Genomic DNA, 17,860 nt, shown 5'->3' on the forward strand with positions numbered 1-17,860 from the left:
TCGAAGAGGGGCCCCCAGGGCGAAACTTCCGGTAACGGCTCCAGCAATGGGCGCTCCCTTTTCCAGAGGGACCGATCGCTGGGGCAGACCTCGTAAGAAGACACAGAGCACAGCCCAATGCGCGACTTCAGCAATGCTCCCAAGGACCAGGCCGACGGCCTGCGACGCCTGTTCGCCACGGCGCGCGTGCGCGTGGTGCCGGTGGTGAGCAACCCGCATGTGGTCGGCAGCGGTGCGCTGCTGGAAGGCATGTGCGCCGCGTTCGGCGAACTGGGCCTGCACACGCTGGTGGTGGACGCCGGCGAGCAGGCCTCGGCGCCGTCGGACCTGGCCGCGGTGGACCTGGCGGCGTGCGTGGAGCCGCTGTCGGCCAAGGTGTCCTTCCTGGCCGCGCGCGGCCTGCCGCTGCGCTACATCAACGCCAATGGCTCGGCGGCCCAGTTCCTGGAGGCCGTGACCGACGCCGCGCCGTTCGCGGACGTGATCCTGCTGCATGCCAGCGCGGCCGAGCTGAGCCGCGTGCTGGTGTCGCGCGAGGTGCGTCCGGTGCTGCTGGCCGACACCGACGTGCAGAGCGTGACCTACGCCTACGCCGGCATGAAGTGGCTGACGCAGCGGGCGGGCCTGATGGTCTACAGCCTGCTGCTGGCCTGCAACCCGCAGTTGCGCCTGGCGGAGCGGATCGCGCAGCAGCTCTCGAGCTGCGGCGACGGCTTCCTGGGGGCGGTGCTGCGGGAGTGGGCCTGTCTGGATCCCCGCCAGCCGGTGAGCGCGCCGCTGACGCACGAGATGCGTCACATGGCCCGCGAGCTGCTGCTGGCGTCGGTGCCCGGCGCCGCGCTGGACAGCGCGGCCGATGCGATGCCGCTGCGTCCGCGGCCGATGTGGCAGCCCAAGTCGGGTCGCGGGCCGCAAGGCGTGACCCTGGCTGCGCATTGACGCCGGATTGGAGACGAGACGATGTACACCGCCAAGGGTCAACTCGACAACAACTCGCTGATTCGGCAGTACAGCCCGCTGGTGCGGCGACTGGCGCATCAGATGATCGCCAAGCTGCCGGCCAACGTTGAACTGGACGACCTGATCCAGGTCGGCCTGATCGGGCTGACGGACGCGCTGTCGCGCTTCGACACGGCGCAGGGCGTGCAGTTCGAGACCTTCGCGACGCAGCGCATCCGCGGCGCGATGCTCGACGAGCTGCGCGGCAGCGACTGGATGAGCCGCGGCTCGCGCCGCCAGCAGCGCTCGATCGAGAGCGCGGTGCACAAGCTCGAGCAGAAGCTGGGCCGCGCGCCGCAGGAATCGGAGATCGCCGCGGAGATGGGCATCTCGCTGGCCGAGTACCAGGAGATGCTGGGCAAGGTGCGCGGGACGCAGCTGGTCTACCTGGAGGACATCTCCGGCGACGACGACAGCGACGACTACCTGGACCGTCACGTCAGCGACGAATCGGCCGATCCGATGTCGCTGCTGCGGGATCACCGCATGCGCGAGGCGCTGGTGGAGGCGATCAAGAACCTGCCGGAGCGCGAGGCCTACGTCATGTCCATGTACTACGAACATGACATGAACCTGAAAGAGATCGCCGCGGTGCTGAAGGTCACCGAGTCGCGGGTGTGCCAGCTGCACAGTCAAGCGATTGCCCGATTGCGCGTGAAGCTGCGCGACTGGTAAAACGGCCTGAAACGGCCGCTGTCCCTGGTGGTCGAGGAACCATGAGGGGAGCGTCCGATGTGGGACTCATGGCGCAGGCGCGCCGGGAAGGATGCGCCTGACGCGTCGGCGGGGGAAGTCGGGGACGGCTTCCGGGAGCCGACGATGCAAGGCAAGACCACGACCGTCGTCCGGGAGCTCTCGGGCGGTGTTTCCAAGCTGGGCCGCGACGCGGCCGAGGTGCGTGGCCTGCTGGAGGACACGCAGAAGGTCGTGACCTCGCAGGCGCAGGCGATGCAGGCGCTGGGCGGCGAGCTCGAGCAGGTCCGGCATGCGCAGGACGCGATCAACCAATCCACGACCCAGACCCGCGAGGCGGTCGGCCGCGCGCGGGACGCGCTGGCCGGGGTCGGCGAGGAGGTCGGCGGGATCGTGTCGACCTTGCGCCAGGTGAGCGACGCGGCGTCCGAGATCACGAAGATCGCGCTGCAGACGCGGCTGGTGGCGTTCAACGCGTCGGTGGAGGCCAAGCGCGCCGGCGAGGCGGGCCGCGGTTTCGGCGTGGTGGCCGATGCGGTGAAGGATCTGGCGGCGCAGGTGGAGGCGTCGTCCAAGGCCATCATGGGCACGGTGGGGACGCTGGACACGCGGATCGAGAGCTTCAGCCGCGAGTTGCGGGCGGACGGCGCGGGCGGTGGCGCGCAGAGCAAGATCCATCAGGCGTTCGCCGATGTCGAGGTCGACGTGGACCTGATCGCCAAGGGCGCGCAGGAGAGCCAGGCGACGACGCAGCAGCTGGCGGAACGCTCGGGGGAACTTGGGGTCGAGATCCAGCAGGCGATGCGCAAGCTGGAGGCGGCGTTCGCGTGCAGCGACCGGTTCCTGCGGCTGAGCGAACAGATGATCGAGCAGATCGCGTCGAGCGGGGTCGAGGTCGAGGACTCGCCGTACATCCAGGCGGTGCAGGGCGCGGCGGCGGAGATCTCGGCGCTGCTGGAGCGCGCGGTGCGGGACAAGCAGATCGACCTGACGTCGCTGTTCGACGAGCAATACCAGCCGATCAAGGGCACGGATCCGCAGCAGTTCACGACGCGGTTCACGCCGCTCGCGGACCAGCTGTTCCCGCAGGTGCAGGAACGGATGCTGACGTTCTCCGACAAGGTGGTGTTCTGCATCGCGGTGGACCGCAATGGCTATGTCGCGACGCATAACAAGCGGTACTGCCAGCCGCAGCGGTCGGGCGATACGGCGTGGAACACCGCCAATAGCCGCTACCGGCGGATCTTCAACGACCGCACCGGGCTGGCTTCAGCCCGGAACCAACGCCCATTCCTGCTTCAGACCTACCGCCGGGATATGGGCGGTGGGAACTTCGTGCTGCTGAAGGAGGCATCCGCTCCAGTCACCGTTGCCGGGAGGCATTGGGGTGGGGTGAGGTTGGCGTTTGGGTTCTGAAGCACGGTCGTTCTTGTAGAAGGAGGGGGGATGGAAAAGAGATATCAAGTGTTTGTCAGTTCGACCTTTGCCGATCTTAAGGATGAGCGGGAGAAGGTTATTCAGACGCTAATGCAGTTGGACTGCATTCCTTCGGGGATGGAATTGTTTCCTGCCATGGATGAGGAACAGTTTGCATTCATTCGAAGGGTTATTGATGATTGTGACTACTATTTGTTGATCATTGGCGGACGATACGGATCTTTGACAAGTGATGGTATTAGCTACACTGAAAAAGAATATGACTATGCAATCTCGAAGGGAATGAAGGTTTTGGCGCTGCTCCATGGGTCCCCAGGCGATATTGCAGCGGGTAAAACTGATCAAGATTCGGCGCTGGCCTTGAAGTTGGTCGCATTTAGAGAAAAGGCTTCAACCGGACGTCTTGTGAAATACTGGAAGAGTGCGAATGAATTGCCAGGAATCGTGGCGCTAAGTCTTCCGCAGACAATTCGCACCTATCCGGCGGTTGGCTGGATCAGGGCGGATAGAGCCGCAAGTGCCGAGATATTGTCGGAACTCAATGAAGCTAGAAAGCGCATTCAGGAGTTGACCGCTCAATTGGGGAGAGAGTCAGAGCAGCGTCACGTCGATATCCCTGATTTGGCTGGGTTGGATGAAGAATTTTCCTTGGAGGGTCGGTATACATCCGATGAGTTTAATAACTATGTGCGTACCAATTGGAGGACTGAGCTGACTTGGCTTGATATATTTGCTGCGGTCGGTCCATATTTGGCCCAGAGGCCGCGAGCAGACACCGTGCAGGACATTATTGCGAAGGCCGCTTTTTCGCGCTCGCGTCTGGATGGTGAAGCGGAAACCTTAGACGATCAAATTTTTCAAACTATTTCTATTCAGTTGCGGGCATTGGGGTTGATCAGAGTGCATCCACAAAAGGGAGGGGATGAGCCTATTTGGGAGGCGACGGAGGCGGGTGAGTTGCTGACAATAAAAAGTAGGGTGGTTCGTGCGAAATAGATGAGATTCTATATTTTGTGATGTCTGCTTGAAGTGTTGCCTTGACAGCAGATATTGGTGGTTCCGTCGCGATTTTAGAAAGATGTTTGCCGTTGCGGCTTGCTTGGCATTCGAAGATCATTTGCACAGGTGCTCAAAACACCCAACACGTTGCGCCACCGAAAGGTGTGTCTCCACAGTCCGCCATAACGGGCGAGATGGACTTTTCCGCGAGGAAAGTCGCACGTGCGTGTTGCGTGTTTTGACATCTCGCCCACCCTCCGCATTCAATTGCCCTGGATGGGAATCCCTCAACGGTTGTTTATTGAAGGAAACCTGACCATGCTGACCGCCCAGTTCATGCACACCGTCGCCAAGGACGGCTACGCCATTTCCGAGCAGTTCGCCAATGAGAAGCACGAGATCGAATGGCAGAAACGGGAGGCGGGCGATCCGCTCCCGCGCGTCCCGCTCCTGGAGCGCAAGCCGCTCGAAACCTCGAGCGACTGGACCCTCGAGGTGCTTCGCACCGCCGCCGGCAATCCCTATCGCTATGAAGCGCCCGACACCTGCCGCAGCTACGTGCGTCCGCTCCTGCTCGACCGCGCCACCTCGGTCGGCGAAGCGATGTTCAACATCCGCGATCGCCTCACCTACATGACCGCGCTGCTGCAGGAATTCGACGTGCCGATGGGGGTTCGCCGCGGTCCCAACAGCCATCTGCGGGATACCGTCGTCGACCTGGCCCATGAGGCCGCCAGCTTCCTGGCGGTGCTGGAGATCGCGACCCTCCAGGAACACAGCTACCAGGTGCGGAGCAGCCTGCAGCCGGCGTGATGTCCGAGACCATTCACCCCAGACCAGAAGTAGCCGGAACAGATCCAGCAGGAAAAGAAAAACGAGTGCCCACGCGGGAGCGTGAGGCACTCGTTTTGTTTTGGAGCCGCCCGGCGGCCGGCAACTCAACGCTTCTGGGTCTTCCGCTTCGGGTGCATCACCAGCTTCTTCGCCTGCGTGTCCAGTTCGGTGCTGTGATACAGGTCCAGGCATTTCAGGAAATCGAATCGCTGCCCCGGGGATTCCGCTTCGGCCAACGGGTTTCGATAGTCCTTCGCCAGATAGCGGTCGACGAGTTGCTTGATCTCGTCCGGCGCCCGGTCCAGGTCGTACTCGGTCCAGTCGCGCAACGCGCTCACGCTGCTCCCCGCGTCCCCGGCGGCCTGCGGGTTCTGCCGGTAGGCCATTGCGACGCAGGTCGCGAGAACCATGTCCTTGTAGTTCTGAAGGTGGCTGCGGGCGGGCGCCTTCGGTGATTCGCCGCTCGGGGCCACGTCTTGCGCGATTGCAGGAAGCACCGGCGACAGCGACATCACCACCGCGCACAGGATCGAACGAACGCCGCTCACGGCAGGCTCCAGAAATTGGCTCGGTCAGTCCGGTAATTGACGCCCGGCTCGTTGAAATAGCAGTGGTCGTAGCACTGGCGCCCATTGAAGAGCGTGGCGTGTCCGGCGGCATCGGACCAGCCGGATACCTCGAACAAGATGACGCCTTGTTTCCCGGCGAGGCTGCCGCCGCCCGTCGGCGGGTACTTCACGATCTCCGGCTTCCCCCATTGCTGCTGGAGGAAGCCGATCAGGTTGCGCACTCGGAAGAAGTACTGGCGCTTGTCGCCGCCAGACACCGTTTGACCAGGAATGCGTGGCACCAGCAGACCGGATTCGTTGAGGATGTAGCTCATCCGCACCGCGCAGGTGTTGGTCCAGCGCTGCTGCACATCCGGGTTGCGGACGTTCTTTTCGACGTTGCCGCCGATCACCGAGGCGACCTTGCCGCCGGAATCGGCGATGTCATAGATGCGCAGGGATGCCGCCCAAGCTGCGGCGAAGGAGGGACGCTTCACGCGGGAGTCCTTTCTCGAAGTGGCAGGGGGCTGGCGTCACGATGAGAGGCACCGCAGGCTTGCCGTGAATCCCGACCATACGGGGCAGGGCGACGGTGGGCACCTGACTTTGGGCATCCGTAGGGCCTTCGCCGCCGGCCGCTGGGGCCGGGCCCTGACTCAGGCCGTTCCTACCGCCGGATCAGGCCCGAATCGTTCACCAGCTGACTAGCGCCCAGCCGCGCCGAGGGTGCCAGGCCTTGCCCTCACGAGTAAATGAGCGTCAGCGCCATGAAGAACGAGATCAGAAGCGCGAACGCCACCAGCTTCAGCCGCTTCTCGAAGAGACGCGGATTCGCCTTGATCCATTGCGCGGCCGCTTCGACGCTTCGTCGGACCGGGCTCGTCTCCGGCAGCAAGCGGGTCAAGAGAAACATGGAGCCGCAGAGCGCGGCGACCACGGCCAGAAACGCGGCCATGAGGATGATTCCAGTCATGCGGGTCGGAGCAGGGAGTTGAGCGCCGCTTGCGGTCGCGGGCGGAGATGGGCTCGAACCATAGGCGAAAACCGGCAACGTGGGCAGGTCATTTTTGATGGCGGACTTTTGAGTTCATCCCCCTCTCTTGAAGTCGCTTGATGACTGGTCCTTGAGCGCAACTCCGAGAATATCCATTAACCCAGATCAAGAGCCAGATTCCGCTCGAAGGTTCTCTCACTTGGATGAGTTGTTCGAGCTCGAAGTCGAGTAATTGTTGGCGCGGCGGCGAATCCCTATGCTTCGCCCTGTCGACGTACGGAACGCTCGTCGTCCGATTCGATCCGCGCGAGGTGGTTATGCAATGGATCACGAAAGAAAACTTCGAAGCTGCCGCCGTCCTGCTCTCCGGCATCGCAGCCAACTGGATCTACGGATGGCTGACCATGCGAGACAGCTTGGAGATATCGAAGTACGCAATTAATGTCATTCTCGTGAGTATCCTCGTCGCCGCATTGAAATTCACGTTTCGGACGTTCTGGAATGCCGGCATCCCACCTACGCCTTTCCCAGAACTGGCGGTTCCAGGTGAACGGGCGTTCGACCTCCTTCTCGGGGCGCTTTTTGGTTTGATGGGTGCAATTGCTTCTGATCAACGCCTGGTTTGGCAACGCCCATTGGATGGCGGGATGAAGCTCAAGCTGGACAAGTCGATCAGTACCTCCTGGCCTGCCATCTTCAAAATGGAACGCGGATATGTGATCTTGAATCTGAAGAACGGAGACCGGCTGCTTGGTTGGCCTCTGGGCCGGCCCGAAAAGCCCGACGCCGGGCATTTCCATTTGATCCGAACGCGATGGCTCCGTCAGCAGCGCGAGCGCGAAGCGGAGCCGCCAACGACGGAGCATTCGATTGTCATTGCTGCGATCGACGTTGCTTGGATCCAGTTCATTGGACCGCGGGGATTGTCGGATCCGGCGCTCTCCGCCGCCGCTGGTGCATCAATGGAAGACGACCAGATCCATGCGTGATTTCGTCGACGGTTCAATTTGTTCCCCAAAACCCCATGCAACCGACCATTGCCCTGATCAGTTTGATGCTGGAACTGATTCCCGCCATCGTGACCTCGGCGGCACTGTGGTGGTCTGCACCCTGGCGGACGCGCAACGCGTTTTACGATTTTCGAGACCTGATCTTCTGCTGGGCGTACACGCAGGTGGCTGATGATCTCGCTCGCCGGTTCATGATCTGGGGGTTTTCGACTCCCGGCCCGTTTGGGGATTACGGGATCGAGGTCAATCTGATCAGCACGTCGATCATTGGGTTGATCACCGGCGTCATCGTGGGACGGGCGATCAATGCCGAGCTGCGGCGTCGAGGTATCCCCGGGAGGTTTGGCGAACGGGCCTCCCCGACGCTTGAGTCCCCGCGGCCCATTGGCCGGCGGGTTCCCGAATAGGACTACAGGCGCTCCATCCCGACCTGGGCCGCTTCTGAAATCACCAGCACGCGTACCGGCTTCTCATAGATCGCGCTTTTGGTCCGGAGCGCATCCAGCAGCGTGTTGAGGGCACCCATGTCGACCTCACGCACCAGAAGCAAGGTCGCTCGGCGCGGCCGAAACCCCGCGGCAGCGTCTGGCGAGCCCACTCGCCACCACCCGCAATCCCACGGGTCTTGAGGTCGAACGTGCTCGGAGACGCATTCCCGCAAGAGCAGCTGCAGACGCCACAGCAACCCGGGCCACCGGCCCAGGCGCGCGAGTTCATGACTGCCATCCAGGTCCGCCGCGGCGCCGTCCAGACCGGGATTCGGCGCAGTGCTGGCGACTTTCAGCGGCTCGGTCATCACCGGGAATGCGCCGTCCTCGCACCATTGGCGAATCGAGGTCGTCAACGGTCCATCGATCGAGCCGCTGGCATCGGGCGGCGTCATCAACGCATCGTCGAATCCGCGAGGCAGCTGCATGTCAGGCGAGGGCGCTCACTTGCCGGCGTTCGCCGACGCCGGCTTGTCCGCCACCCCGAACGGGATCACGCGCACGCCGGAGGCCTTGGCCGACACCTCCACTGGAGGCTGCTGCGCAGCGGTCGCGCGCGGCTTCTCGCGCTTGATGGAGAGGATGTCCGACACGGCCTGGCGCACGTTGGAGGCGAAGAACAGTCCAGTGATGGACAGAACGACGGCCGCGATGCCCGCGACGATCTTGATGGGGGAGAAGTGCTGCATGGGGAAGCTGATGAGCGAGGCCCGGAGCGTACCAATGTGGCGCCCCGTCGCGCGTCACGACTGTCGCTTCCCATCCAAGGAATCCGCGCCTCCGCCCGACGATAGAGTCCCGGGATGCTGAAACCCTTCCGGCTTGCGCCACTCGGGGCGCTCATCGCCTCCGCCTTCATCGCCTTCATCCCGTCCGCCCACGCCGCGCCGCCTGAGCGCTCACCGGCCTGCGGCGTTTCCACCCAGCCGATCCAGGAATCCGGATACGTGCCCATCGGCGGCATTTCCCAGTGGGTGACGATTCAAGGCGCGGATTGCGCCAATCCCGTCGTCCTCATCGTTCACGGCGGCCCTGGCAATCCCAACACGCCGTTTGCCGATCGCCTTTTCGGCACCTGGACCGGGCAGTTCACCGTCGTCCAGTGGGACCAGCGGGGCGCCGGCAAGACCTTCCAGGAAAACAAACCGGCCGAGGATGAGCCGCTCACGATGGCGCGGTTGGCCAAGGACGGCGTCGAGGTCGCTCGTTATGTCGCGAGCCGGCTCGGCAAACGGCAGGTGATCCTGATGGGCGGCTCGTGGGGATCGGCGTTGGCGGTGCATATGGCCATGGCCGAGCCGGCGTTGTTCCAGGCCTATGTCGGCACGGCGCAGCTGGTGAATTACCACGCGGACACCGCCGCCAGTTATGCCAAGACCGTCGCCTTGGCGAAGGCCGCGAACGATGCCGACAGCCTCGGCAAGCTGGAGAAGATCGGCGCTCCGCCGTGGACCGACCCACGCGCCTTCGGCGTGCTGCGCCGGGTCACCCGCAAATACGAGGCCATGCGCATCGATCCCGCGCCCAAGGGCTGGTTCGCGTTCGGGCCCGGATATGACTCCCCCGCGTATGAAGCGGCCTACGAGGCCGGCGAGGACTATTCCTTCCTCGCCTTCGTCGGCCTCGCCGGCGACGGCATGGGTCCCCGGATCGATTTGGGCCAGCTGGGCCTTCGTTTCGCGATGCCGGTGTATCTGCTGCAGGGCGAGCAAGACCTGGTCACGCCGCTGGAAATCAGCCGGGCCTATTTCGACGCGCTGGTCGCGCCGAAGAAGGAATTCCTCCCGCTGGCCCGTACCGGCCACGATCCGAACCCCACGATGATCGACGCGCAATACCGGGTGCTGCAGGGGCTTCGCGCCGAAGCGATGGGGCAAGGAGGGCGTTGAGGAAACCGTTGGGCGGCGCCCCTCCGGCCCGGTGTTGTCCTTCGTGGAGAGCGCGGAGGTCGGACGCGACTACAAACCGCCGAGGTAGTAACCCAGCAGCCCGTCCGAACTCTCCATGCGCAGGACATCCATGATGTTTTCCAACGCCATGCCGAGGTGGTCGCGGTACTCTGTGTCGCGGTGCTGCTGCGTCACCAGCAACGATTGAAAGCAAGCCAGCACCCAGCGCTTGCTCGGGTGCTGACGCAATCCATCGATCAATTGGCGCAGCACCAAGTCGACGGCCCGGTTGGCCTCGAGCTTTTCCGCCTGCGGATTCACGCCCGGCAGATGCGGAACGTGGTCGTTGCCGAGCATCCCATTCAGCTCGTCGAGCATGGCGTCGGTGAGGGCCAAAGGGGCATCCTCGACCAGGGAGAGGGGATCGAATTCCACGTCGCGCTCCGTCGTCGGCGTATCGAGGGCAGTTGGCTTCACCGCTGAGCGATGTCGCCATGCCTCGCGCGGAGCGATTGGTGAAGCCGGAAGAACCGCATGAGATGCGACGCCTTCACCCAGGCGGAAAGGAATCCGAACCGCAGCTCGAAGTGCACGCTGTCGCGCAATTCGCTTCCTCCTGGAATTGGCCTCATCGTCCGTTCATGCGACCAGCGCTTCATCAGCAGGCCGCTCTTGTGAACCATGCGGGTACCGGGCCAATGACCGTCGCCTTTCGGTTCCCGCAGTTGGTCGAGATGGCGCTCCAGGTCCAGGCAGGACACCGCCAACTGGGAGGAAAGGTGGAACTCGCTCATGGGCCGGAGGGAAGAAACGGGGTGCGCGAGTTTAGGCGCCGGCAATGAAAAACGGGCCCCCCGCATACCCGCGAGGCGCCCGTTCCATCGACCGGCGATCGAGCCGTTCAAGGCGAGACGAAACTCTCCTTGCCCGCCTTGCGATCCTCGTCGGCGATCTTCACGTCCGCCTCGTCGATGACGCCATCCTTGTTCCGGTCGTGCAGCTTGAACATGCTCTCGCCAGCGGCCATGAATTCCTCCAGGCTGATGCTGCCGTTCTTGTCGGCGTCCAGCACGCCGAAGCGCACCTTGGCCTGGCGCATCTGGCGCTGCAGTTCCTCGCGGCGCTTTTCCGGGTCGGCGATCTTGCTGATGCGCTGCATCAACCGGCCTTCGAATTCGCCGAGGTATTCGGCCTCGCTCAACTGCCCGTCGGCATTGAAGTCGATGCGCGTGAATTCCACCTGGCGGCCCAGCTTGAATTCAGCGCTCAGGACCTTGCCGTCGCCATTGATGTCCTGCTCGCTGATGAAGGTGGTCGTGGAATGCGAGGCCGCGACGGCCGACAGCGAGGCCAGGCCGGCCAGGCTCATCGCGACCATCGACAGGCCGCGGCGGAGGGAGAGGGTGTGGTTCATGGTTGGGGCTGGACTTCGATCGTCAGGGTGGCCGTGTTGCTCAACCACAGCGCGGGGTTGTCAGGCGAGGCGCGACGCACGCGCACCTGGAGCAGATAGAGGCCGGCGCTCTTGGGCTTGAAGCTCACTTCGCCGGCGGCGTTGGTCTGGAAATCCTGCTCGGCCTGCTTGTGGCTGACGTAGTTCTGGCCGTCGGTGATGACAGTCAGCGTCTCGCCGGCCAGCGGCTTGCGGTTCTCCCGCACGCGCACGGTGACGGGCTCCCCCGCGTAGAGGTCGTAGGGCTGCGTCACCGGGTAGATCTCGACGCCCTCGGTGTCGTAGTCCACCTTGCTGGGGCGGCCGCGGCTGACGTAGACGTCCGCGCGGGTGATGCTCTGCACCTCGATGGGGGTGTCGCCCGCCTGCTTGTCTTCCTGGCGTTCGGCGAAGTGCACCTTGCCGTCGCGCAGCACGCCCTTGGCCAGGCGGCCGCGGCGCACGCCCGACGACACCAGGTAGGTCCCGTTGCCCGCGCCCAGCGGCACCTCGAGGTAGCTCGCGTCCTTGAGCACGGCGGCGGGCACCAGCGGCAACTTCTTGCCGTCGGGACCGGTCACCTGGAAGGTGTCGGACTTCATCGCCACGTCGGGACGCAGGTCGCCTTCGGCGAACGAGGCCTCCACGGTGACGTGCTTGCGCTGCTCGTCCGCGGTGAAGGTGTTGGGCTTGAGGTAGGGCGAGTGGGCCTGGGCACCCGCGCACAGCAGCAGCGGGGTCAGCCAGGGGGCGATCTTCGTGAGCCTGGGAAAGGGCATGTCGTTCAGGGCCGGTTGAGAGGTGGGCGGCACTATAGATGAGAATGGCTCGCAATTGCGAACTGTTATCAACTTCCATCTCCAGGCCATGTCGGCGGTCAGGCTCGGGAGTGACGGTCAAATCGGCTCTGTTTGTCTATACTTCCGTCATATTCGACGGAAAATGAAAATAAGACGCCATGCTGCTTGAATACGGACTCAGGAACTTCTTGTCCTTCAGAGAAGGCGCCGCCGTGTCCTTCCGGCTGGATGCCAACGTCCCGCCCCGCATCTCGCTGAACCTGCCGGCCGCGACGGTGATGTGCGTGAAGGGCGCCAACGGCAGCGGGAAGACCCATCTGCTGAAGGGCCTGGCATTCGTCGCCAGCTTCGTGTCGACCTCTTTTTCCGCGGATCCCGAGGCGGAGATCCCCGTGGCGCCGTTCTTCTCGGATCCCGAGCCCACGTCCTTCTTCGTCGACTTCCTGGTCGACGAGGCGACCTATCGCTATGAGCTCGACGTCACGCCCGCCGGCGTGGTGCGCGAAGCCCTGTTCAAGGCGAGCAGGCGCAAGACGCTGGTGTTCGAGCGCACGCAGGACACGGTGAAGGCGGTCGCCCGCCTGAAGGTCCTGGAGGGCGTGAAGGTGCGGCGCAATGCGTCGCTGCTCGCCACGGCCTATCACCACCAGATCGACGAACTCGTCCCGGTGCACGCGTTCTTCAAGAACATCCACTTCAATGTCGGCAGCAGCGGCACGCGCGAGTCGCTCTTCATGGACATCTACAAGGTCGCGCAACTGCTGAGCGAGCATGACGACGTGCGGCGCTACGTCGAGCAGTTCCTGCGCGAATGCGACATCGGCATCACCCGGCTGCGCATCGCGAGCGAGGAGGGCTCGGACGGCAAGCGACGTTTCTTCCCCGTGTTCATCCACGAGGTGGACGGCCGGGAATGCGACGTGATGCCGGCGACCGAGTCCGCGGGCACGAAGCAGATCTTCCGGCTGATGCTGCCGATCGCCGCCGTGGTCGCTGCGGGCTCGGTGCTGGTGCTCGACGAGCTCGACCTCTACCTGCACCCGCACCTGCTGCCCAAGCTGCTGGGCCTGTTCCTGCAGGAGAAGGCGCCCGGCGATCCCGCCGCCCAACTGCTCTTCAGCACGCATCACAACGACGTGATGGACCTGTGCGGCCGCTATCGCACGGTGTTCGTCAACAAGGACGACAACCAGAGCTACGCCTACCGGCTCGACGAGATCCCCGGCGACGTGATCCGCAACGACCGCACGCTCGTCACGCCCTACAACGACCGCAAGATCGGCGGGGTGCCGCGCCTATGACGAAGTTCGGGAATTCGGGCAAGGATCGGTTCCTGGCCGGCTTCCCGGCGGCCAGCCTCGAGGCGGCCGACAGCGACCACGCGGCGCGATGCAAGTTCAACTTCTCGTACTTCACGCACGACGCGGCCGGCCAGCGGTTCTCCGACTGGACCCACGAGCAGTTGGCCGGGCTCTTCGACAAGCTGGGCCACTACGGCAAATGCACGCTCGATCACTGGAAACAGCAGTCGATCGGCAAGAGTGGCCGGGTGCTCTCGATCTATGGCGCGTTCCCGCAGCGCTCGGAGTTCAAACCTCCCAAGCACGTGCCTCATCAGGCGCAGTGGGGCCGTTTCCGCCTCGACTGGGCCGGCCGGCTGTGCGGTTTCGTCGTCCCTCGCGAGCTCGACGGCCGTGCCCATCCCCATGGTGGCCGCTTCTGCGCCAACACGTTCTACGTCGTCTTCCTGGACGAGCATCACCGCTTCTGCAAGGGCTCGGACTAGGCCCATTCCCCGCCCGGCGGTGATACAACCCCGCATCGCCCGTTCCGGCCGGTTCCCGCCTCAGGCATCGAACCTGCCGCCCCGCCGCCGATGCCCTTGCCCGACTCCCCGGTCCCCGCCGACTCCGCCGACCCCCGCGCCGCCGACCTGCGGCGCATGAAGCTCGTCGCGCTCAGTTGCCTGCTGGCCTCGCTCGCCGGGCTGATCCTGAGCCTGGCCATGGGCGCCGCCGGCCCCTGGGCCTGGCTCAAGGCCTTCTGCGAAGCCGCCGCCATCGGCGGTTTGGCCGACTGGTTCGCCGTCGTCGCGCTGTTCCGCCACCCGCTGGGCCTGCCCATCCCGCACACCGCGCTCATCCCCCAAGGCAAGCACCGCATCGCCGACAGCCTCGCCGAGTTCGTCCGCGACAACTTCCTCCACCCCGAGGTGCTGCTCCAGAAGCTCGAGATCCTCAACCCCGGCGAACGCCTGGGCCAGTGGCTGCGCGAGCCCGCCCACCTCGCGCAGGTCACCGGCCCCGTCCGCGCGATGGCCGTCGAGGCGCTGTCGCTGCTCAACGAACAGGCCGTGCGCCGCGCGCTCGGCGAGTTCCTCGTCGCCCGCGCGCTGTCCTGGAACGCCACCGGCACCGCCGCCTCGGTGCTGGACGTGATGACCCAGTCCGGCCGCCACCAGGACGTGCTCGACGGCGCGCTGTCCAAGCTGCGCGACTACCTCGCCACGCCCGAGGTGCGCACGCTGGTCGCCGCGCGGCTGGTCAAGTTCGCCCGCGCCCAATGGCCCAAGGCGACCTCGCTGGTCGACACCATCGCCAACGTCGACAAGATGGCCGACAGCCTGTCCGACAAGCTCGCGCTCCAGCTGGTCGAGGAAGTGCAGACCGCGCTCTCGCAGCCCGACCACTCGGTGCGGCGCCAGTTCGACGCCTGGATCACCGAGTTCATCGCGCGGCTGCGCGAGGACCCCGAGTTCGCGCGCGAGGTCAACGCGCTCAAGGACCGCATCGTGCGCAGCGACGACGTCCGCGCTTACCTCGACAGCGTCTGGACCGAGGTCCGCGCCAGCGTCGACGCCGACCTGCGCCGCGACGACTCGGCGCTGATGCGCCACCTGGACCGCTCGCTGGCGGCGCTGGGCGAACGCCTGGGCAGCGATCCGGCGCTCGTGGGCGCGATCAACGCGCATTTGCTGTCCGGCGCCGAACGCCTGGTCGGCGGCATGCGCGACGGCGTCACCCGCCACATCGCGTCCACCGTCAAGTCGTGGGACGACCGCAGCCTGGTCCGGCAGATCGAACTGGGCGTCGGCCGCGACCTGCAGTTCATCCGGCTCAACGGCACCCTGGTCGGCGGGGTGATCGGACTGCTGCTTTATGCGATCACGCTGCTCGCGCAGCGATAGGTCCGATCGACGTCTTCCACTCCTTCCAGGAGGCCGCCTACCGAAGAAGGTGGGAGACGTCAGCCACTTGCCCTTGCGAGAGCTATCGCCTCGGAACGCCGGCATGAAGAGACTGCGCGCTCACATCTCCGTGCAGCCAACCCCCTTCATCCATGTCGAAGCCTCTTCCGCCTTCCCTCCCGTCGCAGGCGAGCGTCATGACCCCGGTCAACGCGCCTGCCCGCCAGCCCTCGAACACCGGCCGCCGCCGTCCCGAGGACGATGACGCCGCCATCGACGCCGGCGCCACCGGCGGCCCCGACGCCGCCGCCGATGGCGATCGGGACGACAAGGCCGCGCCGCCGATCGTCCCGGCGGACGCCGCGCCGGCCGCATCGTCCGCGTCGTCCGCGTCGTCCATGACGGGCGGCGTGTCGCAGTACCTCGGCGTCGGCGCCGCCGTCGTCGCGGGCCTGGGCGTTGCCGTCGCTGCCGGAGGAGGCTCCGGCGGCGGGGGCTCCCAGCCCGCTCACCAGCAGGTGAAGCCCGACGTTCCGGCCCCGAAGCCCGAGCCCGAACCGCAACCGGAGTCGCAGCGCCCCAAACCCGATGGCGGCCGCCCCGGCCCCGACGGGACGCCGACGCCCGAGCAGAAGCCCGAGCCGGAGCCGAAACCGACACCAGGGCAGAAGCCTGAGCCTGAGCAGAAACCGACGCCCGAGCAGAAGCCTGAGCCGGAACAGAAGCCGACACCCGAGCAGAAGCCCGAGCCGGAGCAGAAACCGACGCCCGAGCAGAAGCCCGAGCCGGAGCAGAAACCGACGCCCGAGCAGAAGCCCGAGCCGGAGCAGAAACCGACACCCGGGCAGAAGCCTGAGCCGGAGCAGAAGCCGATACCTGAGCAGAAGCCCGAGCCTGAGCAGAAGCCGACGCCTGAGCAGAAGCCTGAGCCAGAGCAAAAGCCGACACCCGAGCAGAAGCCTGAGCCGGAACAGAAGCCCGATCCCGCGCCGTTGCCGGCCAAGCCGCAACTCCACCTGGACCGCGACACCGGCGCGCCGACCGCGGCGGATCCGACCGGCGAGTCGCTGCGCGATCGCATCACCGCCATCGCCACCGTGCGTGTCGACGGCCTGGTCCCCGGCGGACGCTGGGAGTACAGCCTCGACGGCCGGACCTGGACCGCCGGCGTCGGCGACCGCATCGATGGCGCCGTCTTCGGCGCCGACGGGGCCAAGTCGGTGCAGGTACGGCAGCTCGCCACCGACGGGCGCGCGGGCGCCATCGAAACCTTGCCCTTCATCCTCGACAGCCAGTCCCCCGCGGAACCGGCGATCCGCCTTGTCGACGACACCGGCCTGTCCGCGACCGACAGGCTGACCCGGGACCCGCGCATCACGGTCGACCTGCCGCCGGGCGTGACCGCGACCTACGCCTTCGACACCGGCGAGACCGGCACCCTCGCGCGCGGCCAGGAGATCCTCGCGCCCAAGCTCCCGGACGGCGCCCGCAAGGTCGACGTGATCCTGTACGACGGCGCCGGCAACGCGACCAAGACGCCCTTCGAGTTCCAGCTCGACCGGACCGCGCCCGTCGAACTCGGCCTGCGCCTCGTCAACGACACCGGCGCCAGCGCCACCGACGGCATCACCCGCGACGGCACCTTGCAGGTGAGCGGGCTCGTCCAGGGCAACCGCTGGCAGTACCGGGTCAATGGCGGCGGCTGGGCCGATGGCGACGCGTCGATGCGCATCGAGATGGCCACCTTGGGCGCGGACGGCGACAAGCTCGTCGAGGTGGCCCACATCGATGCCGCCGGCAACCAGGCGATCACGCCGTTGTCCTTCACCCTCGACCGGGTCGCGCTCGCCCCGGTCATCCGGCTGGCGCACGACACCGGATCCAGCGCCTCGGACAACATCACCTCGGTCGCCCAGGTGCGGATCGACGGCCTGGAGAAGGACGCGACCTGGGAACTCATCGGGGTGAACAACTTCAATGCCGCCGGCAGCGCGGCGGGCAACATCCTGACGGTGCCCAGCGAGCTCAACATGTGGACGCGGGCGCGGCAGATCGACCTCGCCGGCAACGTGAGCAAGCACTCGACCGCCCTGCAGGCCTGGGTCACCACGGAAGAGATCGCTGCCAGCCAGACGCCGACGGTGGACATGCGGGTCAAGCAGTCGGCCGCGCTGATGGGGACCGAAGGCCAGGACACCTTCGTCCTGACCGCGTGGGCGACGACGAAGCTGGTCGTCCTGACCAACTACAGCCATGCGCAAGGCGACGTGCTCGACCTGAGCGCGATCCTGACGCTCGCGCCGGGACAGTCGATCCACGATGTGCTCTGGGAGTTGCCGACGCAGGCCGCGACCGGGCGCCGCGTCCTGGAATGGCGACGCGATGACGGCGCCTACGGCCCGATCGAACTGTGGAACGTCGCGCTGACCGACAACGTCCTGGTCCGCACCGGAGACGGCCTGCACGTCCTCTGAACTTCCCGCGGCTGACTTTCGCGGCGGGCGCCGGTGTCCTCTAGACTCCGGCGCCTCATCCTTTGTGGAGCGCCGC

Annotated in this window: 21 protein-coding genes; 12 read left to right on the forward strand and 9 right to left on the reverse strand. The window is 65.4% G+C overall.

Features of this window, described 5'->3' with window-relative positions; genetic code table 11:
• Positions 1-117 precede the first annotated feature (117 nt).
• From N5D62_RS11515 to N5D62_RS11535, 5 genes are all read left to right on the forward strand, one after another.
• Positions 118-939: a flagellar biosynthesis protein gene (locus N5D62_RS11515; protein ID WP_279757920.1), complete on the forward strand. Its 822-nt coding sequence runs from the start codon at positions 118-120 to the stop codon at positions 937-939.
• A gap of 21 nt (positions 940-960) precedes the next feature.
• Positions 961-1,674, forward strand: coding sequence for an RNA polymerase sigma factor FliA (locus tag N5D62_RS11520; protein ID WP_279757921.1), 714 nt, complete (start codon positions 961-963; stop codon positions 1,672-1,674).
• A 144-nt stretch (positions 1,675-1,818) separates the two neighbouring features.
• A complete protein-coding gene (locus tag N5D62_RS11525; RefSeq protein WP_279757923.1) occupies positions 1,819-3,108 on the forward strand; it encodes a methyl-accepting chemotaxis protein in 1,290 nt (429 codons plus the stop codon).
• Positions 3,109-3,138: 30 nt separating this feature from the next.
• Positions 3,139-4,125 (forward strand): DUF4062 domain-containing protein, encoded by a 987-nt coding sequence (locus N5D62_RS11530; RefSeq protein WP_279757924.1) that lies wholly within the window; start codon positions 3,139-3,141, stop codon positions 4,123-4,125.
• 321 nt (positions 4,126-4,446) lie between these two features.
• A complete protein-coding gene (locus N5D62_RS11535) occupies positions 4,447-4,941 on the forward strand; it encodes a hypothetical protein (RefSeq protein ID WP_279757925.1) in 495 nt (164 codons plus the stop codon).
• 125 nt (positions 4,942-5,066) lie between these two features.
• Here the strand turns inward: N5D62_RS11535 and N5D62_RS11540 are convergent, their stop codons facing one another.
• The 3 genes from N5D62_RS11540 to N5D62_RS11550 form a co-directional block, all read right to left on the reverse strand.
• Positions 5,067-5,474, reverse strand: coding sequence for a type VI secretion system amidase immunity protein Tai4 (locus N5D62_RS11540; RefSeq protein WP_279758040.1), 408 nt, complete (start codon positions 5,472-5,474; stop codon positions 5,067-5,069).
• A gap of 32 nt (positions 5,475-5,506) precedes the next feature.
• Complete coding sequence (locus tag N5D62_RS11545; protein ID WP_279757926.1) at positions 5,507-6,007, reverse strand: type VI secretion system amidase effector protein Tae4; 501 nt, start codon at positions 6,005-6,007, stop codon at positions 5,507-5,509.
• 245 nt (positions 6,008-6,252) lie between these two features.
• Positions 6,253-6,465, reverse strand: coding sequence for a hypothetical protein (locus N5D62_RS11550; RefSeq protein ID WP_279757927.1), 213 nt, complete (start codon positions 6,463-6,465; stop codon positions 6,253-6,255).
• A 356-nt stretch (positions 6,466-6,821) separates the two neighbouring features.
• Between N5D62_RS11550 and N5D62_RS11555 the strand changes: the two genes are divergently transcribed.
• Together N5D62_RS11555 and N5D62_RS11560 are read left to right on the forward strand one after the other, a co-directional pair.
• Entirely contained in the window at positions 6,822-7,493 is a 672-nt protein-coding gene (locus N5D62_RS11555; RefSeq protein ID WP_279757928.1) for a DUF6338 family protein, read from the forward strand.
• A 35-nt stretch (positions 7,494-7,528) separates the two neighbouring features.
• Positions 7,529-7,921: a hypothetical protein gene (locus N5D62_RS11560; protein ID WP_279757929.1), complete on the forward strand. Its 393-nt coding sequence runs from the start codon at positions 7,529-7,531 to the stop codon at positions 7,919-7,921.
• A 2-nt stretch (positions 7,922-7,923) separates the two neighbouring features.
• Here N5D62_RS11560 and N5D62_RS11565 read toward each other — a convergent pair whose 3' ends face one another.
• The gene (locus N5D62_RS11565) at positions 7,924-8,397 is read right to left on the reverse strand and encodes a hypothetical protein (RefSeq protein ID WP_279757931.1); all 474 of its coding nucleotides are present in this window, start codon (positions 8,395-8,397) and stop codon (positions 7,924-7,926) included.
• Between the two features lie 48 nt (positions 8,398-8,445).
• Positions 8,446-8,691: a hypothetical protein gene (locus tag N5D62_RS11570; protein WP_279757933.1), complete on the reverse strand. Its 246-nt coding sequence runs from the start codon at positions 8,689-8,691 to the stop codon at positions 8,446-8,448.
• A gap of 114 nt (positions 8,692-8,805) precedes the next feature.
• Here N5D62_RS11570 and N5D62_RS11575 point away from each other — a divergent pair, with 114 nt between their 5' ends.
• The gene (locus N5D62_RS11575; protein ID WP_279757934.1) at positions 8,806-9,891 is read left to right on the forward strand and encodes an alpha/beta hydrolase; all 1,086 of its coding nucleotides are present in this window, start codon (positions 8,806-8,808) and stop codon (positions 9,889-9,891) included.
• Between the two features lie 69 nt (positions 9,892-9,960).
• Here N5D62_RS11575 and N5D62_RS11580 read toward each other — a convergent pair whose 3' ends face one another.
• The 4 genes from N5D62_RS11580 to N5D62_RS11595 all read right to left on the reverse strand — a co-directional run bounded on the left by N5D62_RS11580 (position 9,961) and on the right by N5D62_RS11595 (position 12,102).
• The gene (locus tag N5D62_RS11580) at positions 9,961-10,326 is read right to left on the reverse strand and encodes a DUF4844 domain-containing protein (protein ID WP_279757935.1); all 366 of its coding nucleotides are present in this window, start codon (positions 10,324-10,326) and stop codon (positions 9,961-9,963) included.
• Positions 10,327-10,364: 38 nt separating this feature from the next.
• Entirely contained in the window at positions 10,365-10,685 is a 321-nt protein-coding gene (locus tag N5D62_RS11585) for a hypothetical protein (protein WP_279757937.1), read from the reverse strand.
• 107 nt (positions 10,686-10,792) lie between these two features.
• Positions 10,793-11,305 (reverse strand): hypothetical protein, encoded by a 513-nt coding sequence (locus N5D62_RS11590; RefSeq protein WP_279757938.1) that lies wholly within the window; start codon positions 11,303-11,305, stop codon positions 10,793-10,795.
• Complete coding sequence (locus N5D62_RS11595) at positions 11,302-12,102, reverse strand: DUF4198 domain-containing protein (RefSeq protein WP_279757939.1); 801 nt, start codon at positions 12,100-12,102, stop codon at positions 11,302-11,304. Before N5D62_RS11595 ends, N5D62_RS11590 begins: the two co-directional genes overlap by 4 nt.
• Positions 12,103-12,311: 209 nt before the next feature.
• On the opposite strand from N5D62_RS11595, the gene N5D62_RS11600 reads away from it, so the two are divergent.
• The 4 genes from N5D62_RS11600 (at position 12,312) to N5D62_RS11615 (ending at position 17,784) form a co-directional block, all read left to right on the forward strand.
• On the forward strand, positions 12,312-13,424 hold the full coding sequence (locus N5D62_RS11600) for an ATP-binding protein (RefSeq protein WP_279757941.1): 1,113 nt from the start codon (positions 12,312-12,314) through the stop codon (positions 13,422-13,424).
• Positions 13,421-13,909 carry a hypothetical protein gene (locus N5D62_RS11605; protein ID WP_279757942.1) on the forward strand — a complete coding sequence of 163 codons (489 nt, stop codon included), beginning with the start codon at positions 13,421-13,423 and terminating at the stop codon, positions 13,907-13,909. Before N5D62_RS11600 ends, N5D62_RS11605 begins: the two co-directional genes overlap by 4 nt.
• A gap of 96 nt (positions 13,910-14,005) precedes the next feature.
• Positions 14,006-15,310 carry a DUF445 domain-containing protein gene (locus N5D62_RS11610; protein ID WP_279757943.1) on the forward strand — a complete coding sequence of 435 codons (1,305 nt, stop codon included), beginning with the start codon at positions 14,006-14,008 and terminating at the stop codon, positions 15,308-15,310.
• Positions 15,311-15,507: 197 nt separating this feature from the next.
• Positions 15,508-17,784, forward strand: coding sequence for an Ig-like domain-containing protein (locus N5D62_RS11615; protein WP_279757945.1), 2,277 nt, complete (start codon positions 15,508-15,510; stop codon positions 17,782-17,784).
• The last annotated feature ends 76 nt before the right edge of the window (positions 17,785-17,860 follow it).

Origin of the sequence: Mitsuaria sp. GD03876 (assembly GCF_029840635.1) — a bacterium.
Taxonomy (GTDB): Bacteria; Pseudomonadota; Gammaproteobacteria; order Burkholderiales; family Burkholderiaceae_C; genus Roseateles.